Genomic DNA, 24,647 nt, shown 5'->3' with positions numbered 1-24,647 from the left:
TGATGTGCGGCACGCGCGCGAATCCGGCCGCCCGGCCGGCCGGCGAATTGTTCCTGCGCACGGCTTGATCACCGATCAAGGGGACGAATTCGCTGGCCACAGCGCATTCTGCTCGTTTGACAGTGCGCTGAGCACACAGATAAGAAGCAGCTCTCTGAGGTCGAGAGGTGGATTGTGTACGAGCCGAATGTGGTCGGGGACTGGCAGGAGTACGACGAGCATGCCGGTCTGCGTGTCCGCGTCCACCGCCTGGAAGCGGCCGAGCCGCCGCGTGGGCGGGACGACGCCGCCGAAGGGCTGACGTATTTCCGGGTACGCGTGACCGTCGAGAACCGCGGCAGCCGGCACGCCACCGTGCACCTGGAGGACGGCCAGATCGACGTGCGCATCGGGCCCGACGGGGAGAGCGCCTTCATCGACTGGCGCAACTCGCAGTTCATCGAGGGCTTCGACGTCTACCCGCTGCGCCGGGCGACCGCCGTGCTGTACGCGGCCGGTCCGGAGGCGTCACTGAGCCAGGTGGACGTCCAGGTGCAGCTACGGGCCGACGACGAGTGGGCCGAGCGCCGGCTGTGGGCGGGCGGCATCGGACTGAAGGAGGGAGCCGTCGGCACCGGCGCGGTGCGTGACGGCCTCGCCTGCCAGGTGAGCAACTTCCTGCGGGACCAGGCCGAAGAGGGCACCGCCTGACGCGGGCCCCCGCCGCTCAGTGTGGAATCCCGTCGATGATCTCGCGGGCGCCCTGACGCAGCAGCGCCACGGCGACCGAGGTGCCGAGCGTTGCCGGGTCGAGACGGCCCGCCCACTCGTGGGCGTTCAGCCGCGTCTTGCCGTCCGGCGTGAACACACACGCCCGCAGCGACAGCTCGCCGCCGCGGTCCACGCGCGCGTACCCGGCGATCGGGCTGTTGCAGTGCCCCTGTAGGACGTGCAGGAACATGCGCTCCGCGGTCGCCTCGCGATGCGTGTCCGGATCGCCGAGCCCGCTGACCGCGTCGATGAGCTCGGTGTCGCCCTCCCGGCACTGCAGGGCGAGGATGCCCGCGCCGATCGGCGGCATCATCGTCTCGGGGGAGAGGACCTCGCTGATCACGTCCTGCCGGTCGATCCGCTCCAGTCCGGACACCGCGAGCAGCAGCGCGTCCGCCTCCCCGGCCGCCAGCTTCGCCAGCCGCCGGTTGGCGTTGCCGCGGAACGGCACGCACTCCAGCTCCGGGTGGGTGGCGGCCAGCTGCGCGACCCGGCGCACCGACGAGGTGCCGATCCGGGTGCCCGCGGGGAGCTCGTCCAGGGTGAGGCCGCCGGGGTGCACGAGGGCGTCGCGGATGTCGTCCCGCTTCAGGAACGCGGCGAACGTGGTGCCCGCCGGGAGCGGCCGGTCGGCCGGCACGTCCTTGACGCAGTGCACCGCGAGATCCGCCTCACCGGCCAGCAGCGCGGCATCCACCTCCTTGGTGAACGCCCCCTTGCCCTCGACCTGGGACAGATCCCCCATCCACTTGTCACCGGTCGTCTTCACCGGCACGACCGCGGTGCGCGCCCCGGGATACAGGGCCGCCAACTCGGCGCGGACACGCTCCACTTGGGCGAGTGCCATGGGTGAGTCGCGGGAGACGATACGGATCAGTTCGGGCACCGACATGTGGCCACGATAGACCCTCCCGGCACTCTCTCAGTGCCGTACCGCCCGACTCGTGCACGCCCCGCGGGCTGTAGCGCCTCGGCGACCACCGCGTCCATCAGGAGGCCGCCGACGCCGAGACCGCGGTGGCCGGGCTCCAGGAACAGGCGGTCGGGTGCAGGTGTTCGCACCCCGCCCAGCCGGAGATTTCGGCAGCGCGGGGCGGGTCCGGGAGGTGGTCGGCCACCTGGTGAAGGGGTACGCGCTGGAGGCGCCCGGCAGCGGCACGCGATCCGGTCCCGAGCGGCCCGGGCGGCGCGGGCGTGAGGGGACTCGCTCAGGGCGGTCAGGGCCTTGGCGTCGACGGCCACGAGCAGTTGCTCGAGGTGATCCATCCGGACATCAGGGGCCGCCGGATCCGCGCCCCTCCACGGCGGTGCTCCGGCCGTCGTTCAGGACAGCGGCGCACTGAGTTCGACCGAGCGGAGCGCGGCGGCGAGCGCCCGTTCGTCGCCGACGTCCAGTGCCGTGTCGGTGAGCTTGATGACGTGCTCGTCACCGTGGGCGAGGGCCCGCTCCAGGACCTCCTCGGCCGTCAGTCGGGCGGGCGGCGCGTACGCGACCGGCTCCGCGGGCGCGTACATCGCGGTCACCGCCGCCGATGCCGTCCAGGCCGCGCGCAGACTCGGCACCCACATCTCCCGGGGCAGCGCGCCCAGGGTGCGCAGCACGGCGTTGGGGGCCGTCGCCGCGTGCACGAGCATGGTCTCCTCGCCGTGGCCGTGGGTGGCGTAGCGGTGCGTCGCGGCACGGACGAGTTCGGCGAGCCGTGCCCTGGCCGTGTCCGGGTCGCTCACGTCGTCCGCCCAGTCGGGCAGTCGGCGTACGGCGGCGAGCCGGGCCGGGAATCCGCCCTCGGCCGGGTCGATCGCGGGCACGGCGTCGAGCGACCGCGCGGCGGAGCGCGCACCGGGCAGCGGGGTGATGCCGGAGGCCGGGTGGTGGCGGGCCGCCCAGTAGCCCAGGCCGTGGGCGAGTTCGGTGCGGCGGGGCGCGTTCTCCTCGGCCTGTAGGGCACGCACGGCGTGGCCGACCCGGATGACCGGGTGCGTGGAGCCGCCGTAGATGCCGGGCAGCAGGCGCGGCCACCACACGGCGAGGACGTCCTTCCACGTGTGTTCGGCGAGCGCGCGCCTGAAGTAGGCGATCCAGTCGGCGGCCCGGCGTGGATCACCCAGCGCCGAGGGCCAGTTGTCGTCGGTGACGGGGGCCACCCGGTCGGGGAAGGCCTCCAGCTGTCCGCGGTAGAGGTCCAGCCAGCGGTGCACGGCGCCGGCCTGCCCGTGCGCGGCGAGCGCCTCGACGACCATGGGGGCGTGGTTGGTGAGCCGGCCCAGGCGCTCCGGGCCAGACGTGTGCAGGCGTTCCAGCGCTTCCTCGAGCCGCCCGCTCGTGTCACTCATGTCGCTCGTGTCCATGCACAGGACGCTATGCCGCGCGGAGCGCATGGGGATCGGGCGCGGGACGTAGGCCGCAGGTGCCTCGGGTCCTACGTCCCGGGCCCGAACCGTGGTGCGCGGGCTCAGGCAGCCGGGTCGAAGGCGATCCCCGACGGCTTGGCCGACGACAGGTGGGGGGCGAAGTTGCCGTCCTTGAGGCCGAAGTTGGCGCTGCCGAAGTCGTACGCGCTCAGCTTGTCGCGCACGCCTGCGGGGTAGCCGTTCCAGCCGACCAGGGGCGGGTACTGCCAGCTGCCCTTGTGGTTCTCCGGCGGCTCGTCATTGGAGTTCGCCAGCCGGAAGCAGTGCGTGCTGACGCCGTCCTTGTGGTAGACGATCTTGGCGTGTGTGCCGTCGAAGCGGACCCCGGACGCCGCGGTCACCGTGAACGAGCCGTGGTTGGAGGTCGAGACGTACTGGACCTGGTTGTTCTGCACCCACACCACGACGTGCTCGAAGTCGTGGCGGTGGCCGCCGATGCTGCTGCCGGCGACGGCCTGGTCCTTCTCGAAGTACAGGCCGTACATGTAGGCGCACCAGCCGTTGTTGCACTTGTAGCGCGAGTAGCTGTTGGTGTTGTCGAGGTCCGAGGCGTCGCGGCAGTTGCCGTTGAGGGCGCCGGTCGGGTTGAGGCCGCCGTTGACCGTGCCGTCGGGGCCGATGGCGGGAGTGGGGTAGCAGCCGTCCGTGTCGTAGTCGAAGGCCGGCTGGAACGTCTTCTCGGCGGCTTCGGCGTTGCCGGGCAACGCCGTCGGCGGGGCCGCGAAGGCGGCGGTGGGGAAGGCGATGACGAGAGCGGCGGCGCCGCCCAGGACGGTGGTCCATCTCCTGCGGTGTGCCTTGAACGACGGTGACGACACTGCGTCCTCCTCTGGTCCGGGCGCAGCCCAACGGCTGTGGGGGGTTAGGGCAGTTCAGCTTGGCCGCTTTTCATGTCCGCGCCAAGATGGCGCGGGCGACTCTCTGGTAACGGCCGCCCCAACAGTCGGAACTTGACGAGCTGTCAGATGGGGTGCTCAGGCGAGGTCGTCCGGCAGATCGGCCGCCGACTCCTCGGGCGCGAGGTCCGGCCGCAGCCGCAGCCAGGACGGCTGGCGCAGCATCCCCGCCCGGGTACGCGTGCTGTAGCGGACCTCGCCGACCAGCCGGGGCAGCACCCAGTGCGCACCCGGCACCCGCGGCACCGGGTCGAAGGGGCACACGTCCGTCGCGGCGGTCCGCAGCAGCGCGGCGAGTTGCTCCCGCTCCGCCTCGCTCCAGCCGGTGCCCACACCGCCGACGTACCGCAGCCGCCCGGCGGCGCGCTGGCCGACCAGTACGGCGCCGGGCAGGCCGGTGAGCCGTCCCTTGCCGGGCAGCCAGCCGCCCACGACGACGTCCTCGCTGCGCATGTTGCGGATCTTGATCCAGGCACGGGAGCGGACGCCCGGCTCGTACGCCGAGTCCAGCCGCTTGCAGACCAGGCCCTCCAGACCGTGCTCAAGGGTGGCCCGCAGTGCCTGTTCGCCGTGGCCGACGAGCGCGGCCGGAGTCGACCAGTGGGGACCGGCCAGACCCAGCTCCTCCAGCAGCGTGCGCCGCCGGGCGTAGCGGAGCGCGACGAGGGAGCGCCCTGCCAGGTGCATCACGTCGAACAGCACGAGATGGACGGGGACCTCCGCCGCCCGGCGCGCCGCCCTGCCGGGTGCCTGCACCAGCCCCATCCGGGACTGGAGCAACTGGAAGTCGCCGCGGCCCTCTTCGTCCAGCGCCAGGACCTCCCCGTCCAGCACGGCCGGGGTGGCGCCGAGCGCGTGGCCCAGCGGCAGCAGCTCGGGATAGGCGACGGTGACGACCTCCCCGGACCGGGCCCGCAACACCACGCTGCCGTCCCCGGCGAGATAGACCACCACCCGCTGGCCGTCCTGCTTGGTCTCGTACGCCCACCGCGCGTCCTGCGCGCCGGGCGGCAGGGTGCCGGGGGTGGCGAGCATGGGAGGGATCAGCGGGAGGCTCACGGGTCAGTTGTCGACCGGCCCGCCCACCGCCACGCGCCCTCCGGGCAGGTTTCCCCTGAACGGGCGTCGCCCCCGGCTCAGCGGTCGGTGGTCGGCGGCAGGGCCTGCACCAGGCCCGACTGGTAGGCCATGACGACGAGTTGGGCGCGGTCGCGGGCGCCCAGCTTGGTCATCGCACGGTGCACATGGGTGCGTACGGTCAGCGGGCTGACGAAGAGCTTCCCGGCGATCTCCTCGTTGGAGTGCCCCTCCGCCGCCCACGCCATCACCTCGCGCTCACGGGTGGTCAGGATGCCGAGGTCCTCGGACGCCGCCAGCCGGGTGCCGAGCCCGGGAGCGGCCAGGAAACGGCTGATCACGGTGCGGATGGCGGCGGGGGAGAGGAGGGAGTCGCCGGCGGCCACCGTCCGGACGCCGTCGAGGAGTGCCTCCGCGGTGACGTCCTTGCCGAGGAAGCCGCTCGCCCCGGCCCGCAGCGCCTGCGCCACATACTCGTCGATCTCGAACGTGGTGAGGATCAGCACCCGGGTGCCGGCCAGGTCCGGGTCCGAGCAGACCACGGACGTGGCGGTCAGGCCGTCGGTGCCGGGCATGCGGATGTCCATCAGGACGACGTCGGGGCGGTGGATCCGGGCCAGGTCGACCGCCTCGGCGCCGTCGGTGGCCTCGGCGACCACCTCCATGTCCTCACAGGAGTCGATCAGGATGCGGAAGGTGGCCCGCAGCAGGGCCTGGTCGTCGGCGAGCAGCACACGGATGGTCATGGGGTCCGTTCTTGGTGGTGCGGAGCGGTGGGGTACAGGGGAAGGCGGGTGGTGACCTCGAAGCCGCCGCCCTGCCGGTGGCCGGCCTGGAGGGCGCCGCCGACCGACCGGGCGCGTTCGCGCATGCCGATCAGGCCGAAGCCGTGGCCGGGCTCGGGTGCTCCGGCGGTGGCCCGGCCGGTGCCGTCGTCGGTGACGGTGATCGTCAGCTGGTCCTCGCCGTAGCGCAGTCGTACCCGGGCCGCCTCGGCCGAGGCGTGCTGGGCGACGTTGGTCAGCGCCTCCTGCACGATCCGGTACGCCGTCAGGTCCACGCCGGGCGACAACGGCCTGGGCCTGCCCTCGGTGCTGACGTGGACGGCGAGACCGGCGGACCCGAACCCGTCCGTCAGCTCGGTGAGTTGGCCGAGCCCCGGGCTGGGTGCCAGCGGTGCGTGGGGCGCGTCCGCCTGGCGCAGCAGACTCACGGTGGCCTTCATCTCGCGCAGCGCCGAGGACGTCGTACCGGTGAGGTCGGTGAGGATCCGCCGGGCCTGCGCGGGATGCGTGTGCGAGAGGTGCGCCGCGGTGCCCGCCTGGGCGTTGGCCAGCGCCAGATGGTGCGCCACCACGTCATGCAGCTCACGGGCGATCCGCATGCGTTCCTCGGCGACCCGGTGCCGCGCCTCCTCCTCCCGGCTGCGCTCGGCGTACTCGGCGCGGGCCTGCACGGCCTCCAGGTAGGCGCCCCGCAGCCGGGTCGCGTTGCCGGCCGCGACCGGGAGCAGGAGGCAGGCGGCGGGGCTGAGCGTGTCGAGCTGCCAGGGATGGTCGAGGGGGTCGAGGAGCAGGGCCGCCGCGACCAGCAGGGCGAGGGCCGCCAGGAAGGAGAGGCGTGCCGTCCTGCGGTCGGAGGCGACGGCCAGCCGGTAGAGCGCCAGCATGAGCGGCCCCAGCAGCAGCGGCGTGAGCAGATGGCCGAGCGTGGCGGCACCGGCCGCGCCCAGCGCGGTCACGGCGACGGCGGCGCGGGGGCGGCTGCGCTGCCAGAGCAGCGCGGCCGCGGAGACGGCCGCCAGGGCGATCGTGGCCCCCATGGCGTCCGGCCGCCGGGTGCCCGGCACGCTGATCTCGCTGCCGAACAGGAAGGCGGCGAACAGCAGCGCGGCCGTCATAGTGTCGACCGTACCGACGTGGTCGTCGGCGTAGCGCTGCAGAGGGAAGCTCATCGGGTTCTCCGGTCGGTGTCCTGGAGACATGGTGGGCGATGCCGGCGGCAACGACGGGCGAGGGTCGCCCGTGTCCTGCAACACGGACGACCCTCTCGGGGAGGGAGGCGTCAGGCGAGAGAGGCCTCCCGCCCGACCGGGTATATGGGAGCCGAGACGGCCGGCGTGAGGATCGCGCCCCCGCTCGGGCCGGCCCCGACGGCGACACCGGCCGGCACCACGACCCACAGCGGGAGGGCGGGCAGGCGTCGGCGCAAGGCCGCTCGGCCCGGTCGACACAGAAGTACGGCCATGGAACGGAGGTCTCCCCGGCTGGTCTCGGCCACCTCCACAGCCTTCCGGTACCGGGCCGCCGTGTCGTCGTTCGTCTGCCGACAATCGGGGCTACGTAGAACGCAGTACGGGCGGCCTGCGCATCATCCTCGGGCAGGAGGGCACGGCCGGTGGTGCAGAGGGCTACACCACCGGTCCGGTAGCGCACTCCATCGAGTCGGGCGGCACGCGACGGAATCGTGGACGGCGCAAGGTCACGCGATACCCACCGAGCGCGTTCACCGTCCCGGAAGGAAACCCCCGATGAAGCCGATGCTGTCGTCCAGGCCCGTGCTCTGGTTCCTGTTCCTGTTCAACCTCGCGGTCGCCGCCGTCGCTCCTTTTGTCGTCGACGGCGACCAGGGCGTCATGACCAGCGTCGGCATGGGCGTCGTCTCGCTGGGAGCGGGCGTGAGCCTGTTGCGCACCCGGGGATAGCCCACCCGGCGGGATCAGTCGCGCGCCCTCACTTCACCGAGGGCGCGCCCGCCGCCGGCTCCGCGGCCGCGGGCGCCGACACGGCCGTGACCTCGGGCCGCCGGCCGGGGATGAACGAGGCGATCGCGAAGGCGAGGAGGGCGGCCCCCGCGCCGAGGGCCATGACGGTCTTGAAGCCGCTCTCGGACGGCAGGGCGTAACCGCCGAGGCTGATGGTCATCTGCGAGAGGACGACGCCCGCGATGGCGCTCGCCACCGACGTACCGATGGACCGCATCAGGGTGTTGAGGCTGTTCGCCGCGGCCGTCTCGCTCGCGGGCACCGCGCCCATGATCAGGGCGGGCATCGAGCCGTACGTGAAGCCGATGCCGGCGCCGATCACGCAGGAGACCATCACCAGGTGCCACACCTCGGACATCAGCACGATGTTCAGGCCGTACCCGCAGGCCACGATCACCGCACCGATCATCAGAGTGATCTTCGGCCCCTTGGCCTTGGACACGGCGGCGGAGACCGGCGCGGTCGCCATCATCACCAGCCCGGAGGGAGCCATCACCAGGCCGGCGGTCAGCAGGGACCTGCCCAGGCCGTAGCCGGTCCGCTCGGGCAGCTGGAGCAGCTGCGGCAGCACCAGGGACATCGCGAACATGGAGAAGCCGATCGCGATCGAGGCGAGGTTTGTCACCAGCACCTGACGGCGGGCCGTGGTGCGCAGGTCCACCAGCGGCTGCGAGGTGCGCAGTTCGAAGACGCCCCAGGCGAGCAGCACGAGAACCGAGGTCGTGAACAGGCCGAGCGTGGTGCCGCTGGTCCAGCCCCAGTCGGCGCCCTTGGAGATCGCCAGCAGCAGGCACACCAGGCCCGTCGCCATGCCGAAGGCGCCGACCAGGTCGAAGCGGCCGCCGGTGCGCACCTTCGACTCCGGTACGAACGACACGACGAGGGCGAAGGAGATCACGCCCATCGCGGCGGAGGCCCAGAACAGCACGTGCCAGTCGAAGTTGTCGGCGATCAGCGCGGCCGTGGGCAGACCGAGGGCGCCGCCCACTCCGAGGGAGGCGCTCATCAGTGCCGTCGACCCGGCCAGCCGCTCGGCGGGCAGCTCGTCCCGCATGATGCTGATGCCCAGCGGCACGACACCGGAGGCCAGCCCCTGCAGCGCCCGGCCGACGATCATCGGCACCAGGGCGTCGCTGAGCGCGCAGACCACCGAGCCGGTCACCAGCAGCACGATGCTGACCAGCAGCATCCGGCGCTTGCCGAACATGTCGCCGAGCCGTCCGACGACCGGGGTGGCCACCGCCGCGGCCAGCAGGGTCGCAGTGACCGCCCAGGCGGTGTCGGAGGCGGGAGCGTCCAGGAGCCGGGGCAGGTCCGGCACGATCGGGATGACCAGGGTCTGCATCAGCGAGACGACGATTCCGGCGAAGGCCAGCACCGCCACCACGGCGTTCGACCTCGGCGGGGCGTCGCTCCCCGCGTCGGCGGGTCTGGCGAGGGCGTCGGACATGCGGAGCCTCCGTAGGCGTCGTGAAAGGGTCTCGGCAAGAAATAAGTCAGCCGCTTGACTTACTTTAATGGCTTCGCTTGCTTGCGTAGGCTTCGGTCCTGGAACCGCTGCTCAGGCGGTGGACCCGCGGCGGCTCGAGGGACTGGCCGCCACGGAGACGCGGGAAGTCCCGGTGCGGTGGTGAGGGTGGTCATGGCGGGCGGGACGGTACGGGCCGAACAGGTCGGCGCGACACGGGAGCTGATCCTGACCTCGGCGGAGCGGCTGTTCGCCGAGCGGGGTGTGTACGCGGTGTCCAACCGTCAGGTCAGCGAGGCCGCCGGCCAGGGCAACAACGCCGCGGTCGGCTACCACTTCGGTACCAAGGCCGACCTGGTGCGGGCGATCATCCGCAGGCACGCGGCGCCCGTCGAGGAGATCCGCACCCGGCTGCTGGCCGCGACCGGCGACTCCACGGACGTACGCGACTGGGTGGGCTGTCTGGTGCGCCCGGTTCCCGAGCACCTCGGGGCGCTCGGCAGCCCCACCTGGTACGCCCGGTTCTGTGCCCAGGTGATGACCGACCCGGCGCTCCGGCCGATCATGGTGGAGGAGTCCCTGTCCTCGCCGTCCCTGCGCCAGATCCTCGACGGACTCGAGCGGTGTCTGCCCGAGCTGCCGGCCGAGGTCCGCGCCGAACGCGGGGACATGGTCCGTCATCTGATCCTGCACATGTCCGCCGAACGGGAGCGGGCCCTCGCCGAGGGTGCCCGCACGCCCCGGTCCAACTGGCACGACGCCGCCACCGGCCTCGTCGACGCGGTGGTCGGCATGTGGCTGGCGCCGGTCACGTCAGGTTCCTGACCGCTGTGGTGCCTTGCCTTGAACTGGCCTGAAATTAATTGAGTCAGGCAAGCAGGGCGGTAGGGTGAGGCGCATGTACGGCAGCACCCGTGACAGACCGGCGCTCGCCCGCGGGGCCGGTCAGCACCTCCTGGTCGTCGTCGGTGAGCCGGACGTCGCCGAACTGCTCTCCACCACCCTGGAACTGGCGGGATACCGGATCAGCCTGGCCGGCACCGGAACCGAGGCGCTGGCCCGGCTCGGCGAGGGACGGTACGACCTCGTGGTCCTCGACGCCGGTCTGCCGGACGTGGAAAGCATCGGCAGGGATCGTCCGGTCCTGGCCCATCGCCCGCCGGTGCTCCTGCTGACCGCGTACGACGCCCTGGACCGGCTGATTCCCGAACTGGGCCTCGGTGAGCGGGACTACGTCACCAAGCCCTTCCGGATGCCGGAGGTCCTGGCCCGCGTCCAGGTCCTGCTGCGAGGTGTGGGGCCGGGCCGGCCGCGGGACGGCTCACTCGGCTATCGCGACCTGGTGCTGGACGACACGCTGTGCGAGGCGCGCCGCGGTACACGGACGCTCGACCTCACGCCCGCCGAGTACCGCCTGCTGCGCCATCTCCTGGTCAACGCGCACCGGGTGCTGTCCAAGGAGCAGATCGGCCGGTACGTCTGGGGCGACCACCGCGGTGACAACGCCATCGAGCAACTTGTCTCCCGGCTGCGGCGCAAGGTGGACCGGGAGACTCCCGTGCTGATCCACACGCGCCGGGGGTTCGGCTACTGGCTGGGGCGTGCCGACGCCGAGGCCTGAGGCCGCCGCGCGGCGCGAATCTCTACAACTCCCTTACTGCACGGGGGAGTTGCCTGGCTCGCATGCGGTGTGATCTGGGTCACGTCAGCCTTCTGTCAGGAAACTGGCGGGAAGGCGTCAGCCCCCTCTGTTTGCATGTGCTCATCGATGTCCTCGACCACTTCACCCCGGCGCTCCGCCCGTCGAGCGGAGCACCCCCACACCGAGGAGAGCCATGGCCGACACCCTGACCGGCCCCGCGCCCGAAACGGCCGCACCCGTCCCCGAGTTCCCGATGGCGAGGGCGGCGGGCTGTCCCTTCGACCCGCCCCCGGCCCTCCAGGCCCAGCAGGACGAGGGCCGGCTCGTCAAGGTCCGTCTCTGGGACGGCAGCACGCCCTGGCTGGTCACCCGCTACGAGGACCAGCGCGCCCTGCTCCTCGACCCCCGGGTCAGCGCCGACATCACCAGTCCCGGATATCCGCTCCAGGCTCCCAGCAACGGCAAGAACAACATCAGCTTCATCCTCATGGACGACCCGGAGCACGCCCGCCTGCGCCGCATGGTGACGGCCCCGTTCGCGGTGAAACGCGTCGAGGCGCTGCGGCCCGGTGTGCAGAAGATCGTGGACGACCTCATCGACGACATGCTCACCGTCGGCGGCCCCGTCGACCTGGTGCAGGCGTTCGCCCTGCCGGTGCCCTCGCTGGTCATCTGCCGGCTGCTCGGAGTGCCGTACGCGGACCACGACTTCTTCCAGGAGAACAGCAAGACCCTCATCACGCGGGACGCGGCCATCGAGGACCGGATGGCCGCCCACGGCAGGCTGCTCGGCTACCTCGACGAGCTGATGGGCGAGAAGGTGGCCGATCCCGGTGACGACCTGCTCTCCGGGCTCGTGGGGAGGGTCGAGTCGGGTGAGCTGTCCCGGCAGGACGTCGCCCAGATGGGTGTGCTGCTGCTTCTGGCCGGTCACGAGACCACCGCCAACATGATCGCCCTCGGCACGCTCGCGCTCCTCGAACACCCGGACCAGTTCGCCTTGTTGCGCGACACCGACGACCCCAAACTCGTCGCGTCGGCGGTGGAGGAACTGCTGCGCTACCTGAGCATCGTGCACGGCGGACGGCGTCGGGCGGCCCTGGAGGACATCGAGATCGCCGGACAGGTGATCCGGGCCGGCGAGGGCGTCATCATGCCCAACGACATCGCCAACCGCGACCCGGAGGCCTTCGCCGACCCGGACCGGCTGGACCTCACCCGCGACGCCCGCCGCCACGTCGCCTTCGGCTTCGGCGTCCACCAGTGCCTCGGCCAGCCGCTGGCCCGCATGGAGCTCCAGGTCGTCTACAGCACCCTCTACCGCCGCATCCCGACCCTGCGCCTGGCGGCCGAGGTCGACGGACTGCCCTTCAAGCACGACGGCTCGGTCTACGGCGTCTACGAACTGCCCGTCACCTGGTGAAGCCACCGCAGACCGTCACTCCCCCCACAGAAAAAACGAACGAGGTACCGATCATGCGAGTGGAACTGGACGAGCCCAAGTGCGTCGCGTCGGGGCAGTGCGTGATGGCCGCCCCTGAGGTCTTCGACCAGCGGGACGAGGACGGCATCGCCTTCCTGCTGGAGGAGAAACCCGCGGCGGACTCCCTCGACGACGTGCGCGAGGCCGTGGCGATCTGTCCGGCCGCCGCCATCCGACTGGTCGAGCAGTGAGGCGGATCGTCGTCGTCGGCGCCTCGGCCGCCGGGCTCGCGGCGGTCGAGACACTGCGCCGCGAGGGCTACGACGGCACGCTCACCCTCGTCGGCGACGAACCGTGGACGCCGTACGACCGCCCGCCGCTGTCCAAACAACTGCTGGCCGCGGAGTGGGAGCCGGACCGGCTCGCCCTGCGCACCCCGGACGACCTGGCCGGACTCGGCCTCGACCTGCGGCTGGGTGTGGCCGCGACCGGCCTCGAACTCGCCGACCGGACGGTGACGTTGGCCGACGGCAGTGACGTGCCGTACGACGGACTGATCGTGGCCACCGGCGTCCGGCCGCGCCGGCTGCCCGGTGAGGGCGCGCACGTGCTGCGCACCCTCGACGACGCCCTGATGCTGCGGGAACGGCTCACGCCGGGGCGGCGTCTGGTCGTCGTGGGTGCCGGCTTCCTCGGCGCGGAGGCCGCCGCCGTGGCCTGGCGCCTGGGCGCCCACGTCACCCTCCTCGAACCCGCCCCCGTGCCGCTGGCCCACGCCGTCGGCACGGAGGTCGGCCAGGTACTGTCCCGGGCCCATGTGGACCGGGGCGTGGACCTGCGCTGCGGTGTCACCGTCATCGAGGTGACCGAGGACGGAGTGCGGCTCGCGGACGGCGAGGTGATCGACGCCGACGAGGTGCTCGTCGCCGTCGGCTCGCTGCCCAACACCGAGTGGCTCGACGGCAGCGGACTGGCCGTGGGCGACGGCGTGGTGTGCGACGAGTTCTGCGAGGCCGCGCGCAACGTGTACGCGGCCGGTGACGTCGCCCGCTGGTACAACCCGCTGTTCGGCACCTCGATGCGGATCGAGCACCGCACCCACGCCGCCGAACAGGGCATGGCCGCCGCCCGTAACCTCCTCCACCCCAAGGCACGCAAGCCGTTCGCGCCGGTGCCGTACTTCTGGTCCGACCAGTACGACATGAAGATCCAGGCGTACGGCTTCCTGCGGGGCCACGACGAGGTGGCCGTGGTGGACGGAGACCTGGCCGAGCGCCGGTTCGTCGCCGTGTACCGCACCGGGGACCGGGTGAGCGGCGCCCTCGCGGTCGGCATGCCGCCCAAGGCGATCCGGCTGTGGCGGCAGGCGATCGCCGCGGGCGCGGCCTGGAGCGAGAGCGTGCGCACGGAGGTCCCGGCAACCGGGGCCTGACAACAAGGAGGTTGTCCCATGGCGGGTCTTCCCTACGACGTACGCCGCGAGGTGGTGGTCGTCACCGGGGCCGGAGGCATCGGAACGGCGGTCGCGCGCCGGCTCGGCAGCGGCCGCATCCTCTTCCTCGCCGACGCCGCGCGCTGACAGCTGGACCGGACCGTCGCCACCTTGCGCGCCGAAGGGTACGAGGCGCAGGGCGTGGTGATCGACGTGTGCGACCGCGCGTCGGTACGGAAGCTCGCCGAGACCGCCGCCGGTGAAGGGCCGCTGGCGGCCGTCGTGCACACCGCGGGCGCCTGCGCCGCGATCGCCTCCGCGCGGACCAACTTCGAGGTCAACATGGTCGGTACCGCCCATGTGATCGACTGCTTCGAGGCCGTCGCCACCCGGGGCACGTCCCTGGTGTGCATCGCGGGCGTCGCCGGCCACTACGCCACCCTGTCCGAGGAGGACGAGTCCGCCCTGGCGACGACGCCGACCGAGGAACTCCTCGACCTGGACGTCGTCGCCGCGGCCGGGGACGACGCCGTGCCCGCGTACATCGTCTCCAACCGGGCCGTCCAGGTACGGGTCCAGGCTGCCGCGCTCGCCTGGAACCTGCGCGGCGCCCGGGTGAACTCGGTCAGCCCGGGCGCCGTCGTCACGGCGATGACGACGGCCGAGGCCGACTCGGTGTACGGGGAGCACCTGCGGAAGATGCTCGACGACTGCGGTGCCGACCGCGCCGCGACACCCGCGGAGATCGCCGACGTGGTGGCGTTCCTCGCGGGGCCGGAGGCGCGGTACGTCACGGGCACCGACCTGGTGGTCGACGGCGGGCAGAGCGCCTGGGTACGTCGGCACTGAGGGCCTCAGGGGGGTGCCGGCGACCGGCGGGCCGCCGGCATCCCACCCCGGTCAGCGGCCGATACGGACCCGCGTCACCTGGTTCTCGCCGGCCGCGCCGGCGCCGGACTTGTCGACGACGTAGGCGGTGCCGTCCACCGACTCCAGATGGTTCGGGTTGGCGCCGGTGGGGACGGTTTCCTCGACCGTGCCCGTGCGCGGGTCGACGACGGTGACATTGGCGGCCGTGCGGTTGACGACCAGGACGTCTCCGGAGCGGTCGTCCGCGGCCACGGACAGGGCGCCCGCACAGGTCACCACCGACCTGGTGACGGTGCCGGTGCGCAGGTCCACCACGGACATCGTGCCGGCCGTCTGGTCGGCGGTGTACGCGGTGCGGCCGTTCTCGGAGAGGGCGACCGCGATCGCGCCGTCACCGGCCGGGACGAACCGGGGGGTCGCGGAGCCGGGGGAGACCTCGATGATCCGGTCGTTGGACAGGTCGGCGGCGTAGACCGTGCCGGTGCGCTCGTCGACGGCGAGGCCCGCCGGTCCCGCGCCCTCGATGGTGATCCGCTCCTTCTCCTTGAAGGTCCGGCTGTCGTACGCGACGAGCGTGCCGTCGCCGAAACCGCTCGCCCACACCGTGTTGTGCTTCTCGTCGACGCGGATGTCGCGGGCGTGGTTCACGTCCGGCAGCGTGGCGAGGTGCTCGCCGGTGCGCCGGCTGTAGACGGCGACGGTGTTGTTGCGGGTGTTCGTCGTCCACATGGTGTTGTGCTCGTCGTCGACGGCGACACCGTAGACGGCCTCCACGGCGCCGGTGGTGGTGTCGGTGACCGGCGGGGCGTAGGTCGCCTCGACCTGTCCTGCCGGCCGCGTGGATGGGCGCCCTGCTGGTGTCCGCGGCCGATCTGCTCACCCAGCGCGTCACCGGCTCCGCCCTGCTGCTGGTCGGCGTGGTCACGGGCGTGGGCGGCGGCGCGTATCTGGCGTGGCTGCTGCGGGCGGAGCGCAAGGCGGACCGGGTGTAGGGAACGTCTCGTGGGCGGTGTCCCTCCGGCGCTTGACGGACCCGCCCCCCAGGCGGTGGGGTGGCAGCACGCCAGATCAACTCGGGGAGTTTCCATGCCACTTGACGTCCCGCTCATCGACAGCAGCGTGCCGCACTCCGCCCGGATATGGAACTACTGGCTGGGCGGCAAGGACTGCTACGAGATCGACCGGCAGGTCGGCGACCAGATCGTCGCGGCCAATCCGCAGATCCTCCACATCGCCCGGGCCCAGCGGGCGTTCCTGGTGCGCACGGTGGAGCACCTCGTCCGCGAGGCCGGCATACGCCAGTTCCTGGACGTCGGCACCGGACTGCCCACCGCCGACAACACCCATGAGGTGGCGCAGCGGATCGCCCCCGAGACGCGGATCGTCTACGTCGACAACGACCCCATCGTGCTGGCCCACGCCGAGGCCCTGCTCACCAGCGCGCCCGAGGGCGCGACGGCGTACATCGACGCCGACCTCCGGGACCCGCAAACGATCCTGCGGCGGGCTGCCGAGACGCTGGACTTCGGCGAGCCGATCGCGCTCGTGCTGCTGGGGATCACGGCCCACATCGTCGACGACGCCGCGTACGACCTCGTGGGCCGCCTGGTGGACGCACTGCCGTCCGGGAGCCACCTCGTGCTCTGCGACGACACCGAGGTCATCGATCCGGAGGCGATGCGCACCATGATCGAGCAGTGGAACGAGGCGGGGGACAACCCGCGGATCAACCGCAGCCCGGAGCAGCTGGCCCGCTTCTTCGACGGTCTGGAGCTGCTCGAACCGGGTGTGGTCTCGGTCACCCGCTGGCGCCCGGGACCGGCCGCCGGAACCGACATCCCGGAGGTCGACGACTTCGGCGGTGTCGGCCGCAAGCCGTGAGACGTAGTACAGGTGCAGTACTCATCCGAAACTCAGGCAGTAAATTACTTGAGTTACGCAACAAGATGGTAAAGTGGAGCCCATGTCCACATCACCGCTCCCCGACGTCCCCGCGTCCCCGGAAGTCATCGAGATCGAGCGGGCGCTCACCCGCATCACCTATCTGAGCACGCGTGCCCGGCAGCACGACCGGCTGATGGCCCTGGCCGAAGTCCCCCTGGACCGCGCTGCCGTGGCCCTGCTGCGACAGGTCGCCGACTCCGAGCCGCTGCGGCCCGGGGAGCTCGCCGCCCGGCTGGGCGTGGAGGCCTCCCACGTCACCCGCACCGTGCAGCAACTGCAGAAATCCGGATACGTCACCCGCGTACCCGACCCCGACGACCGCCGCGCCCAGCGCATCCAGCTCACCGAGACCGGCCAGCAGGCCATCGACCGCATCCGCGAGGCCGGCGCCCGCGGCATGCAGCTGGCGCTGTCCGACTGGGCGTCCGAGGATCTGCGCGAGCTCGCCACGCTCTTCCACCGCATGGTCGACGACTTCCTGTCGCACGCCGTCGACGACGAAGCCGAGCGGCAACCCACGGCACCGGCCGGCACCGCCTGAGCACGCCCGTCCCCCGCATCGCCGCCGTCCCCGAGGACTCAGTCAACTACTGTTCATGCGGTAATAGCTGGGCTGGTCAGGCGGCTGGATGAGGTCGCCCCGTGCACTCCGGCGTAGTCCCTCGCCATGCGTCCTCGGCACGGTCTACAACTGATCAACCGTCCCATGGAGGTCCCCCGCAAGAGTCCGCAACGCGATCTTGTAAGTTTGACGGCTCGTCGGCCCAGTCGTCGTCGGGGTCCAGTACGGGGCCAGCGAGAGCGTGGCAGGCACGTGGCGGTCTGATGGTCCTGCTCGCTTTGCCTCTGATTGTCGGCCTCACAGCATCGGCCCCGGACCCGCGAGCCGTCGGGCAACGGTCCGAACATGACCCGGACCGACGCACCCGCCCTACACGCCGCGCTACTACGCGACGCAACCAGTCCGTTGCCACCGCGAGACTGATCGGAAGTCTCTATCGTGGGCGCGGTAGCAGAGGCAGCGCAGGGGAGTGCCATGCAGGTCCAGATCAAGGTTGCCGAAGATGACGGCGGTACGACGCTCACCGATCTCTACCGCTGGTTCCGGGAGGACGACGATCTTCGGCGCCATGCCGAGGTGCGGCTGCGGCCACCGCGTCAGACGGGCGGCTTCATGGGGGCTCTGGAGGTCATTGACCTGGTCCTCAGCCAAGGTTTCGCGGCAGCCAATTTCGCGCTGGCCTACGCCGCTTGGCGCGCCGGACGGCCCGCGGCTCCTGCGGTGACGATCACGGTTGATGGAGTGTCGGTCACGGTACGGGACGGTTCTGACGAATCGGTACGCCAGATCGTGGAGCTGCTGCGGTCCAGGAACGACTGATGGACTTGCCCAATCCTGCGAGATCCCGTGCGGTCGTCATCGGAGTGGACCGTTACCAGCACTTGGAGAACCTGCCCGGGGTGCGCAATAACGTCAGCCATCTCGCTGGGCTGTTGAGGGATCCCGAGGTATGGGGCCTGCCCGCAGAGCACTGCGTGGAGTTGCGCAACCCCGAGTCCTACGAGGAACTGCTCGATGAAGTGCATAAGGCGGCGAACGCCGCGGAGGAGGCGTTCGTCGTGTACTTCGCGGGCCACGGGCTGCTGTCGCTGAATGGCGACCTGCATCTGGCGCTACCGAGGTCGGACAATGAGCGGCTGTACCGGGCCGTTCCCTATGACTCGCTGCCACACGAAATAGTCGTCACATGTACCGCGCTCAGCCGGGTGGTCATCCTGGACTGTTGCTACAGCGGACGCGCGCTGAAGGGATACATGAATCCGGCAGTCAAATTGGCGGACCTGGCCGACGCCGACGGTACTTATCTGATGACCGCGTCGTCCGAAACCAAACTCGCCTGGGCCCCGGAGGGCGAGGAGTTCACCGCCTTCTCTGGCGAACTGGTGAAGGCCCTGTCAGAAGGCATCCCCGGTGCGCCGGACCCTCTGCAGATGGACTCCCTGTTCCGCCATGTGCGCAGGGAGTTGAAGGCGAAGGGACGGCCGGAGCCGCAACAGCGGGCCCGCAACGCCGGACACAGCATTGCCTTGACACGCAATCGCTGGGCCGCGACCGCGACTGCAACCCCACAAGAGAGAACCGACGAGCCGCGGCAAGACACAGCTGTCCAGCACACGGCACCACAGCCCACGACGTCCGACCCCAAGACGCCGCAGCCCCTGAACGAGAAGCCCTTCGCGTCTGCAGCGGCAGGGCGGGCGCTTTCGCGGCGTCGGAGGGAAGTAAGAAACGTAGCCATTGCCCTGGGGACATTCATCGCCGTCGTCAGCGCTATCCTCATGGTTCTCTTTAAAGGATGATGATCGGTGCTTCTTGAGGCGTCGCCAGCAGGTGAGGCCGCAGGCCAGGGAGACGAAGGCGTCAGTCAAGCCGTGCTCATACAGTAACAACTTCGCTGGTCAGGGGGGCTGAGGCTATTCCGTACACCTGGCCTCGGCCTGCGCCAGGAATCCTCAGTGCGGTTGAAGCGTGTCCGGCGCACGTCGGGATTGGTCACCCGTAGGCGTGCGCCGGTTGGCTGATCAAGGCGCGTCGGGTGCTCGGATTGCGTGTGTCCTGCCAGGGCGCAGGTTTCACCCGCGCTGTTCGACGTCCGTGCTCCTGGCAACGCATCCGGGAACCGAGGTCGGGCGCGGAACTCAGGATGTGTTTAACCCAGTGTCAGCCATCGGCCGTCCAGGCGGTCGACCTCCAACGCTTCCTCCTTGGTGATCGGTTCGCGCCCCGTCGCCTTACGTAGGAAGCGAAGCTGTCCCCAGCCCAACTTCCCCAGCGCCGCTGCCCCATCCGGGCCACCTAGCAGAAGATCCTGCACCACATCTGCGGCCTGAGGAGTCAGCCATGGTTCGCGCCCCAGGGCGTCGGCCAGGTCCAGGCCGTGCACGGCTACCTCAACCACCCGCGTCAGCAGGAACTCCGACAGAAGCATCGGATCGCCGTGTCGGGTGCGAACTACACGACCTTCCGGCTCGGCCTGGCACAGTTGATCCACTTGCTGCCAGGTGGTGTTGAAGTCCTCGGCAAGCGCAGCACCGCTGAGCTGATCGGCCGCATGATCCTGGGCCAGAGCGATCCGAGCTGCGTTGGCATCCGGAGCGAAACGGTCGTCGGGCCGGTAGTACTCCACTGCCGAGACCTCGGCACGGATCGGCGCCGGCGCGGCCAGCATGCCCGGTAACCAGGCAATCACTACTCGGACATGGGCCAGCAAGTCGCTCACTGTCCACGGCGTGCACCGCGTCGGCAGATGCCACTCGGCCGCCGAGACCCCGGTCATGGCCCGTGCGAGCTGCCCAGCCTCAATACGAAACGCATCAACTACCCGCCCCTGGTCCATGCGATCAAGCTACCCGGCCAGGTCTGGTGCAGCAGCAGGTCTCGAACGCGCTCAGAGGGGCACGTCGGTCAAGCCTTGCTCATGCGGTAATAACGTCGCTGGTCAGGGAGTTGGCTGAGGTGATTCCGTACACACGGCCTCGTCCTGCGCCATGAATCCTCAGCAAGGTTGAAGCCGTGTTCGGGGCACGTCGGGATTGCTCACCCGTGGGTGCCGCGGTTGGCTGATCAGGCGCGTCGGGTGCGCGTGCGGAACGCCACGCAATTCCCCATGAGTAGCATCAGCTTCCCCAGCCAGACGTTCGAGCACGGCGACGGATGTCGTCTGTGCTCTCGCCCGAATAATCGCTGAGACGGCCTGCGACAACCTCCGTATCTTGGCGCCATGACGAACCAGGGAGAGCCGGCGCTCTTTGTGAACCGCTGGGGCGACACGTCGGACCCGGCCCCAGGACGGCGCGGGTCCTACAGGGACATCTGCTCGTGCTTCGACCAGTCCAGGCCGCGTCCGCGAGCCCGTGTTGGATTTCACGCCGAGCGACAGGACACCTCCGCTCCGGGCTGGCAGCATCTGCTGGAGCTGATCGACGAAGCCGCCGCCGACAGGCGCGAGGAGTTTCGCCCCCTGACCGAACTCAGCCCAGAAGAGCGACGGCAGATCATCACCCTGCCACCGAGCATCGCCACGCTGACGGCGGTCAAGCACCTCGTGCTCTACGGCAGCAACCTGGTCCGGATCCCGCCCGAGATCGGGGCCATGACGAACCTGGAGGAGTTCACCCCCTACACCTCCTACCGGCTGCACTGGTTCCCCTACGAGATCACCCGATGCCGGAAGCTGACCCGTAGCACTGTGAGCACGCGCGCGTTGTTCGGCAACTACAAGATGCGACCGCCGTTCCCGCGTCTGCAGCCTTCCCCGGACTCCGTCGCGGACATCGATCTGGGAAACCTGGATCCCCGGCGCTGGGGAGCCACCGCCATCCGCAGTTGCAGCGTCTGCGACCGCCCGATCGAACAGCACGGATTCCATCAGGTGTGGATCTCACTGCGCGTGGCCACTGATGTATTGCCGCTGCTGGTCAGCGCCTGCTCATCGGCGTGTGTCGCCGCGCTGCCCGGCGGTGCTCGCGACTACATCCCTACACCACACAAGGGCGGCCGAGTCGATCAGCCGACGTCCGACTGGGACTGAGCCGAACACCTCGCTCGCTGTTCGCCAAAGAAACGGCCACAGCCACGTGCTGATCCGCTTCAGCGGCCCGGCTTAGCCACGGCACCGACCGAGTTGCTGTCGGCGCTGATCGGCGCGCTGGAGACCGGGGGCGCGTGTGTGATGAACCTGCGGCTGGTCCCGCACTGGCTGATCGCCGGGGGTACCCGCTCGGGCAAGTCCACCCTGCTGGCCCGGCTCATCACCCAACTCGCCCCGCAACCGGTCGCCCTGGTCGGCATCGACTGCAAGGGCGGCATGGAACTCGGCCTGTTCTCCGGACGGTTGAGCGCGCTGGCCACGTGCCGGCGCGAAGCGGTCGCGGTGCTGGCGGCTCTGGTGGTCGACATGCAGGACCGGATGAGCGCGTGCCGGGCGGCGGGGGTCCGCTCGATCTGGGAGCTGCCGGACAAGCTGCGACCGGTGCCGGTCGTCGTCCTGGTCGACGAGATCGCTGAGCTGTACCTGTCCGATGGCACCCGTGAGGGCAAGGCGGAAGCGGAACAGTGCTCCACGCTGCTGCTGCGGCTTGCGCAGCTCGGTGCCGCCCTCGGCCTGCACCTGGTCGTCGCCGGGCAACGGGTCGGCTCCGACCTTGGCCCCGGCGTCACCGCCCTGCGCGCACAGCTCGGCGGCCGGATCTGCCACCGCGTCAACGACCCCGGCACCGCCGAGATGACGTTGGGCGACCTCAACAAGGACGCCGTCGCGGTCGCGCAGGCGATCACGGCGGAGGAACGGGGCGTGGCCGTGTGCACCGGCCCGGACGGCGGCTGGAGCCGTGCCCGCTCGCATCTGACGCCGACGGATGAGGCCGTGGCGACGTCCCGGAAGCACTCCGCCCTGACCCCGGAACTGCCCGCCATAGACCGCGCCCTTGCGGTGCTGGAAGGAGACGTCAAGTGATCAGCGAAGGAACGGCGTTCACGTTCGCGGTGATCTTCGGGATCATCACCGTCCTCCTCGTCCGCTCCCGCGACGTACGCGCCTGGGAAGCCGTCTGCGTCGGCCTTTTCGGCGTCTACCTCGGCCAGACCCCCGTGATCTACACCGTCCACGGGCTCGTCACCTGGGTCATCAGCGGCTTCTCCCACACCTGAGCAGAAAGGACACGACGCAATGCCTATGCCTCGCGTGAGGTGCCCGCACTGCAAGGGCGACGGAGCCCGGAGGACCTGGACCGGACGGCTGCGGCGCTGCCGCGTCTGCCGGGGCGCCGGCACCATCCGATGAACCCACCGCACCACACCTGATCAGGAAGGACGTGGTCCCCATGACCACCGGCGCACCACCAACCATCCGTGCCGCTACGGCGGCCCACCCCGGAAGGTCACCACCATCACCCCGGAGTTCACCCCGGCTGACCGGCGCGCCGCCCTCGACCGCGCGGCGCGCCTGCGTCAGCTCCCCGAAGCAGACCGCGACGCAATCCGCATCGCCCAAGACCCCAAATTCCGCCGCTGGCTGGAGCAGATCACCGCAACCGGCGGCTGCTCCCACCCCGTCCACCTGACCGGCTCCACCACCATCCTGGACGGTGCAACCGGCGAGATCCTTCGCCACTACGACACCCGCACCGAACCCGGCGAACGCCTCCTGATCCGCTGCAGCAACCGCCGCGCAACCATCTGCCCGGCCTGCTCCCGGCTCCACGCGGGAGACACCTTCCACCTCGTCCGCGCGGGCCTCCTCGGCGGCAAGAACGTCCCCGCCACCGGGCGTACCCGGCCCCGCCTGTTCGTCACCCTCACTGCCCCGTCCTTCGGGCCGGTCCACAGGACTGGGGAACTGTGCCGGCCTCGCCGCGGTGGCGGCACGTGTGAGCACGGCCGATCCCTCGGCTGCGGCGCCGTTCACGGCCCGGCTGACTCCCTCGTTGGCCAACCGCTCTGCCCGGACTGCTACGACTACACCGGCCACGTGCTGTGGCACGCACACGTCTCCCAACTGTGGGATCGCTTCGTCATCGACGTCAGACGCCGCCTCGCCACCTCGGCAGGCATCGTGCAGTCCCGCTTCGCCCAGCACACGCGGTTGTCCTTCGCCCGCGTCGCCGAGTACCAGAAGCGGGCGGCCGTCCACGTGCACGCCGTCGTCCGGCTCGACGGCCCGGACGGACCGGCTGATGACCCACCGGCCTGGGGTACTGCCGACCGGCTCACCGATGCCGTGCGTGCTTCGGCCGGTCGGGTCCTGGTCCGCACTTTGTACAGCCCTGCCGTGGGCGAGCTGGTGCTGCGCTGGGGCGCTCAGATCGACGTCCGGCAGCTACGTGCGGACGGCGACGGGCCCGACGATGACGCCGTAGCGGCTTACGTCGCCAAGTACGTCACCAAAGGGGCGGACGAGACAGGCTCCGGCACCGACCACAGGCTCACCACCTGGGCAGACGTCGACACGGCACCCGTGAGCGCACACGTTCGCGCCCTCATGCGCACCTGCTGGCGCCTCGGTGGGCTCCTCGAGTACGCGCCCTTGCACCTGCGCACCTGGGCCCACACGCTCGGCTACCGGGGCCACATCCTGACCAAGTCGCGCGCGTACTCGACGACGTACGCGGCACTCCGCGTCGAACGCGCCCACCACGTCGGCCACCTCGACATACCCGATACGATCACGGAGGCCCACTGGCGCTACGTCGGCTCCGGCCACACGCCCGGTGCCGCACTGATCGCCGCCGGACTTGGCGAAGACCTCGCCGCTAACCGCGAGATCGCCCGTGAAGAGCGTGAGGTGCCCCGGTGACGAGACGGCACAACGAGCAGTGGGCGCGGGCTGTCGAGCGCCAGGCGGCCAAGTTCCCCACACGGGTAGGGCCGAAGAGCGCTACGCGACTCGCACGGCTTCTCGGCCCTGCACGGAAAGGATAAACGGTATCACCCTTGACGAGGAGAGTGCTGTGAGCCAACTCGCTTACTGCGCCAAGTCCGTCCCGCTCTGTGCCCCTTCGCGCATAGTCATATCCCTGTGATGGGCGGGCTCCGGTAACGGAGTCTCGGGGTGGCTTGATCGTCGGCCGTTGGCTGACAGCTGCCGGGGTGGAGAGTGAGCCTCCATGGTCACCGTGGGCTGGGTCTCGGCGATCACCGTCCTCGTAGGTGGTGCCTTTCTGGTCCTCCGGTACGTCTGCGGTCAGTTGGTCATTCTCAGCACGGACCTGATCCGCGTCATTCGTGCATTCCGCAAGGTGCGTGAGGAGCTGAAGAACAATGCCGATCGACCTCCGACTAAGCCGGGCTCGCAGCGAAGTGACGAGACCGAGGCTGCTTAACCTCACGCTTTCATGAAGCGGGCTGTCCGGCAGCCCGGCAGGTGGTCAGGAAAGCAGAAAGTGCCTCTGACCAGCAAGAATGAGGATT

General features: G+C 70.5%; 28 protein-coding genes and 1 pseudogene. 19 read left to right on the top strand and 10 right to left on the bottom strand.

The genetic code is table 11. The annotated features are described in order from the left end of the window. Positions 1 to 174: 174 nt before the first annotated feature. Positions 175 to 690: a hypothetical protein gene (locus QFZ76_RS05080; protein WP_266446050.1), complete on the top strand. Its 516-nt coding sequence runs from the start codon at positions 175 to 177 to the stop codon at positions 688 to 690. Between the two features lie 16 nt (positions 691 to 706). Here the strand turns inward: QFZ76_RS05080 and hemC are convergent, their stop codons facing one another. The 7 genes from hemC to QFZ76_RS05045 form a co-directional block, all read right to left on the bottom strand. Beyond that, positions 707 to 1,642, bottom strand: coding sequence for a hydroxymethylbilane synthase (gene hemC, locus QFZ76_RS05075; protein ID WP_307672549.1), 936 nt, complete (start codon positions 1,640 to 1,642; stop codon positions 707 to 709). Positions 1,643 to 2,073: 431 nt separating this feature from the next. After that, the gene (locus QFZ76_RS05070; protein ID WP_307672548.1) at positions 2,074 to 3,099 is read right to left on the bottom strand and encodes a questin oxidase family protein; all 1,026 of its coding nucleotides are present in this window, start codon (positions 3,097 to 3,099) and stop codon (positions 2,074 to 2,076) included. Between the two features lie 104 nt (positions 3,100 to 3,203). Next, a complete protein-coding gene (locus QFZ76_RS05065; RefSeq protein ID WP_307672547.1) occupies positions 3,204 to 3,980 on the bottom strand; it encodes an NPP1 family protein in 777 nt (258 codons plus the stop codon). A 156-nt stretch (positions 3,981 to 4,136) separates the two neighbouring features. Continuing rightward, positions 4,137 to 5,117, bottom strand: a complete 981-nt coding sequence (locus QFZ76_RS05060; protein WP_307672546.1) for an RNA ligase family protein — start codon at positions 5,115 to 5,117, stop codon at positions 4,137 to 4,139. A gap of 77 nt (positions 5,118 to 5,194) precedes the next feature. Further along, positions 5,195 to 5,881 carry a response regulator transcription factor gene (locus QFZ76_RS05055; RefSeq protein ID WP_307672545.1) on the bottom strand — a complete coding sequence of 229 codons (687 nt, stop codon included), beginning with the start codon at positions 5,879 to 5,881 and terminating at the stop codon, positions 5,195 to 5,197. After that, positions 5,878 to 7,089, bottom strand: a complete 1,212-nt coding sequence (locus tag QFZ76_RS05050) for a sensor histidine kinase (RefSeq protein WP_307672544.1) — start codon at positions 7,087 to 7,089, stop codon at positions 5,878 to 5,880. Before QFZ76_RS05050 ends, QFZ76_RS05055 begins: the two co-directional genes overlap by 4 nt. A gap of 110 nt (positions 7,090 to 7,199) precedes the next feature. Continuing rightward, positions 7,200 to 7,382, bottom strand: a complete 183-nt coding sequence (locus QFZ76_RS05045) for a hypothetical protein (protein ID WP_307672543.1) — start codon at positions 7,380 to 7,382, stop codon at positions 7,200 to 7,202. Between the two features lie 283 nt (positions 7,383 to 7,665). Between QFZ76_RS05045 and QFZ76_RS05040 the strand changes: the two genes are divergently transcribed. Further along, a complete protein-coding gene (locus QFZ76_RS05040) occupies positions 7,666 to 7,839 on the top strand; it encodes a hypothetical protein (protein WP_266446072.1) in 174 nt (57 codons plus the stop codon). Between the two features lie 28 nt (positions 7,840 to 7,867). Here QFZ76_RS05040 and QFZ76_RS05035 read toward each other — a convergent pair whose 3' ends face one another. Next, positions 7,868 to 9,349 (bottom strand): MFS transporter, encoded by a 1,482-nt coding sequence (locus tag QFZ76_RS05035; protein WP_307672542.1) that lies wholly within the window; start codon positions 9,347 to 9,349, stop codon positions 7,868 to 7,870. Between the two features lie 192 nt (positions 9,350 to 9,541). On the opposite strand from QFZ76_RS05035, the gene QFZ76_RS05030 reads away from it, so the two are divergent. From QFZ76_RS05030 to QFZ76_RS05000, 7 genes are all read left to right on the top strand, one after another. After that, positions 9,542 to 10,192 (top strand): TetR/AcrR family transcriptional regulator, encoded by a 651-nt coding sequence (locus tag QFZ76_RS05030; RefSeq protein WP_307672541.1) that lies wholly within the window; start codon positions 9,542 to 9,544, stop codon positions 10,190 to 10,192. A 73-nt stretch (positions 10,193 to 10,265) separates the two neighbouring features. After that, entirely contained in the window at positions 10,266 to 10,988 is a 723-nt protein-coding gene (locus QFZ76_RS05025; protein ID WP_307672540.1) for a response regulator transcription factor, read from the top strand. Positions 10,989 to 11,202: 214 nt separating this feature from the next. Continuing rightward, entirely contained in the window at positions 11,203 to 12,432 is a 1,230-nt protein-coding gene (locus QFZ76_RS05020) for a cytochrome P450 (RefSeq protein ID WP_307672539.1), read from the top strand. A 53-nt stretch (positions 12,433 to 12,485) separates the two neighbouring features. Next, positions 12,486 to 12,683, top strand: coding sequence for a ferredoxin (locus QFZ76_RS05015; protein WP_307672538.1), 198 nt, complete (start codon positions 12,486 to 12,488; stop codon positions 12,681 to 12,683). Next, complete coding sequence (locus QFZ76_RS05010) at positions 12,680 to 13,864, top strand: NAD(P)/FAD-dependent oxidoreductase (RefSeq protein ID WP_307672537.1); 1,185 nt, start codon at positions 12,680 to 12,682, stop codon at positions 13,862 to 13,864. The genes QFZ76_RS05015 and QFZ76_RS05010 overlap by 4 nt, the downstream gene beginning before the upstream one ends. Positions 13,865 to 13,882: 18 nt before the next feature. After that, entirely contained in the window at positions 13,883 to 14,011 is a 129-nt protein-coding gene (locus QFZ76_RS05005; protein ID WP_307672536.1) for a hypothetical protein, read from the top strand. Positions 14,012 to 14,035: 24 nt separating this feature from the next. Then, complete coding sequence (locus tag QFZ76_RS05000; RefSeq protein WP_307672535.1) at positions 14,036 to 14,713, top strand: SDR family oxidoreductase; 678 nt, start codon at positions 14,036 to 14,038, stop codon at positions 14,711 to 14,713. A gap of 51 nt (positions 14,714 to 14,764) precedes the next feature. Here the strand turns inward: QFZ76_RS05000 and QFZ76_RS04995 are convergent, their stop codons facing one another. Further along, a complete protein-coding gene (locus QFZ76_RS04995) occupies positions 14,765 to 15,508 on the bottom strand; it encodes a YncE family protein (protein WP_373464264.1) in 744 nt (247 codons plus the stop codon). 68 nt (positions 15,509 to 15,576) lie between these two features. Here QFZ76_RS04995 and QFZ76_RS04990 point away from each other — a divergent pair, with 68 nt between their 5' ends. From QFZ76_RS04990 to QFZ76_RS04970, 5 genes are all read left to right on the top strand, one after another. Continuing rightward, a complete protein-coding gene (locus QFZ76_RS04990) occupies positions 15,577 to 15,726 on the top strand; it encodes a hypothetical protein (protein ID WP_307672534.1) in 150 nt (49 codons plus the stop codon). Between the two features lie 94 nt (positions 15,727 to 15,820). Then, a complete protein-coding gene (locus tag QFZ76_RS04985) occupies positions 15,821 to 16,615 on the top strand; it encodes an SAM-dependent methyltransferase (RefSeq protein ID WP_307672533.1) in 795 nt (264 codons plus the stop codon). An 82-nt stretch (positions 16,616 to 16,697) separates the two neighbouring features. Beyond that, a complete protein-coding gene (locus QFZ76_RS04980) occupies positions 16,698 to 17,219 on the top strand; it encodes a MarR family winged helix-turn-helix transcriptional regulator (RefSeq protein ID WP_307672532.1) in 522 nt (173 codons plus the stop codon). 495 nt (positions 17,220 to 17,714) lie between these two features. Continuing rightward, positions 17,715 to 18,059: a hypothetical protein gene (locus tag QFZ76_RS04975; protein WP_307672531.1), complete on the top strand. Its 345-nt coding sequence runs from the start codon at positions 17,715 to 17,717 to the stop codon at positions 18,057 to 18,059. Further along, on the top strand, positions 18,059 to 19,039 hold the full coding sequence (locus QFZ76_RS04970; protein ID WP_307672530.1) for a caspase family protein: 981 nt from the start codon (positions 18,059 to 18,061) through the stop codon (positions 19,037 to 19,039). The genes QFZ76_RS04975 and QFZ76_RS04970 overlap by 1 nt, the downstream gene beginning before the upstream one ends. A 350-nt stretch (positions 19,040 to 19,389) precedes the next feature. On the opposite strand, the gene QFZ76_RS04965 is transcribed toward QFZ76_RS04970, so the two are convergent. Continuing rightward, on the bottom strand, positions 19,390 to 20,076 hold the full coding sequence (locus tag QFZ76_RS04965) for a maleylpyruvate isomerase family mycothiol-dependent enzyme (RefSeq protein ID WP_307672529.1): 687 nt from the start codon (positions 20,074 to 20,076) through the stop codon (positions 19,390 to 19,392). A gap of 384 nt (positions 20,077 to 20,460) precedes the next feature. Between QFZ76_RS04965 and QFZ76_RS04960 the strand changes: the two genes are divergently transcribed. The 5 genes and pseudogenes from QFZ76_RS04960 (at position 20,461) to QFZ76_RS04940 (ending at position 24,559) form a co-directional block, all read left to right on the top strand. Further along, positions 20,461 to 21,270 (top strand): leucine-rich repeat domain-containing protein, encoded by an 810-nt coding sequence (locus tag QFZ76_RS04960; RefSeq protein ID WP_307672528.1) that lies wholly within the window; start codon positions 20,461 to 20,463, stop codon positions 21,268 to 21,270. 51 nt (positions 21,271 to 21,321) lie between these two features. Beyond that, positions 21,322 to 22,194: pseudogene (locus QFZ76_RS04955) on the top strand (FtsK/SpoIIIE domain-containing protein); the annotation flags it as partial. After that, positions 22,191 to 22,388, top strand: coding sequence for a hypothetical protein (locus QFZ76_RS04950; protein WP_307672527.1), 198 nt, complete (start codon positions 22,191 to 22,193; stop codon positions 22,386 to 22,388). The pseudogene QFZ76_RS04955 and the gene QFZ76_RS04950, both read left to right, overlap by 4 nt. 238 nt (positions 22,389 to 22,626) lie before the next feature. Then, entirely contained in the window at positions 22,627 to 24,033 is a 1,407-nt protein-coding gene (locus tag QFZ76_RS04945; RefSeq protein WP_373464499.1) for a replication initiator, read from the top strand. Positions 24,034 to 24,343: 310 nt separating this feature from the next. Further along, positions 24,344 to 24,559, top strand: a complete 216-nt coding sequence (locus QFZ76_RS04940) for a hypothetical protein (RefSeq protein ID WP_307672526.1) — start codon at positions 24,344 to 24,346, stop codon at positions 24,557 to 24,559. Positions 24,560 to 24,647 lie beyond the last annotated feature (88 nt).

The organism is Streptomyces sp. V4I2, assembly GCF_030817655.1.
Taxonomy (GTDB): domain Bacteria; phylum Actinomycetota; class Actinomycetes; order Streptomycetales; family Streptomycetaceae; genus Streptomyces; species Streptomyces plumbiresistens.
The sequence above is the reverse complement of the archived record's forward strand: the minus strand, read 5'-3'. Positions and strand labels throughout refer to the sequence as shown.

What these genes read in the sequence shown, in the direction of transcription:
- QFZ76_RS04965 (WP_307672529.1), bottom strand. Translation starts at nt 20,076, where the DNA reads ATGGACCAGGGGCGGGTAGTTGATGCGTTTCGTATTGAGGCTGGGCAG.
- QFZ76_RS04990 (WP_307672534.1), top strand. Translation starts at nt 15,577, where the DNA reads ATGGGCGCCCTGCTGGTGTCCGCGGCCGATCTGCTCACCCAGCGCGTC.
- QFZ76_RS04985 (WP_307672533.1), top strand. Translation starts at nt 15,821, where the DNA reads ATGCCACTTGACGTCCCGCTCATCGACAGCAGCGTGCCGCACTCCGCC.
- QFZ76_RS04975 (WP_307672531.1), top strand. Translation starts at nt 17,715, where the DNA reads ATGCAGGTCCAGATCAAGGTTGCCGAAGATGACGGCGGTACGACGCTC.
- QFZ76_RS05020 (WP_307672539.1), top strand. Translation starts at nt 11,203, where the DNA reads ATGGCCGACACCCTGACCGGCCCCGCGCCCGAAACGGCCGCACCCGTC.
- QFZ76_RS05050 (WP_307672544.1), bottom strand. Translation starts at nt 7,089, where the DNA reads ATGAGCTTCCCTCTGCAGCGCTACGCCGACGACCACGTCGGTACGGTC.
- QFZ76_RS05045 (WP_307672543.1), bottom strand. Translation starts at nt 7,382, where the DNA reads ATGGCCGTACTTCTGTGTCGACCGGGCCGAGCGGCCTTGCGCCGACGC.
- QFZ76_RS05015 (WP_307672538.1), top strand. Translation starts at nt 12,486, where the DNA reads ATGCGAGTGGAACTGGACGAGCCCAAGTGCGTCGCGTCGGGGCAGTGC.
- QFZ76_RS05025 (WP_307672540.1), top strand. Translation starts at nt 10,266, where the DNA reads ATGTACGGCAGCACCCGTGACAGACCGGCGCTCGCCCGCGGGGCCGGT.
- QFZ76_RS04960 (WP_307672528.1), top strand. Translation starts at nt 20,461, where the DNA reads ATGACGAACCAGGGAGAGCCGGCGCTCTTTGTGAACCGCTGGGGCGAC.
- QFZ76_RS05070 (WP_307672548.1), bottom strand. Translation starts at nt 3,099, where the DNA reads ATGGACACGAGCGACATGAGTGACACGAGCGGGCGGCTCGAGGAAGCG.
- QFZ76_RS04940 (WP_307672526.1), top strand. Translation starts at nt 24,344, where the DNA reads ATGGTCACCGTGGGCTGGGTCTCGGCGATCACCGTCCTCGTAGGTGGT.
- hemC (WP_307672549.1), bottom strand. Translation starts at nt 1,642, where the DNA reads ATGTCGGTGCCCGAACTGATCCGTATCGTCTCCCGCGACTCACCCATG.
- QFZ76_RS05005 (WP_307672536.1), top strand. Translation starts at nt 13,883, where the DNA reads ATGGCGGGTCTTCCCTACGACGTACGCCGCGAGGTGGTGGTCGTCACC.
- QFZ76_RS05030 (WP_307672541.1), top strand. Translation starts at nt 9,542, where the DNA reads ATGGCGGGCGGGACGGTACGGGCCGAACAGGTCGGCGCGACACGGGAG.
- QFZ76_RS05035 (WP_307672542.1), bottom strand. Translation starts at nt 9,349, where the DNA reads ATGTCCGACGCCCTCGCCAGACCCGCCGACGCGGGGAGCGACGCCCCG.
- QFZ76_RS04970 (WP_307672530.1), top strand. Translation starts at nt 18,059, where the DNA reads ATGGACTTGCCCAATCCTGCGAGATCCCGTGCGGTCGTCATCGGAGTG.
- QFZ76_RS05040 (WP_266446072.1), top strand. Translation starts at nt 7,666, where the DNA reads ATGAAGCCGATGCTGTCGTCCAGGCCCGTGCTCTGGTTCCTGTTCCTG.
- QFZ76_RS05055 (WP_307672545.1), bottom strand. Translation starts at nt 5,881, where the DNA reads ATGACCATCCGTGTGCTGCTCGCCGACGACCAGGCCCTGCTGCGGGCC.
- QFZ76_RS04980 (WP_307672532.1), top strand. Translation starts at nt 16,698, where the DNA reads ATGTCCACATCACCGCTCCCCGACGTCCCCGCGTCCCCGGAAGTCATC.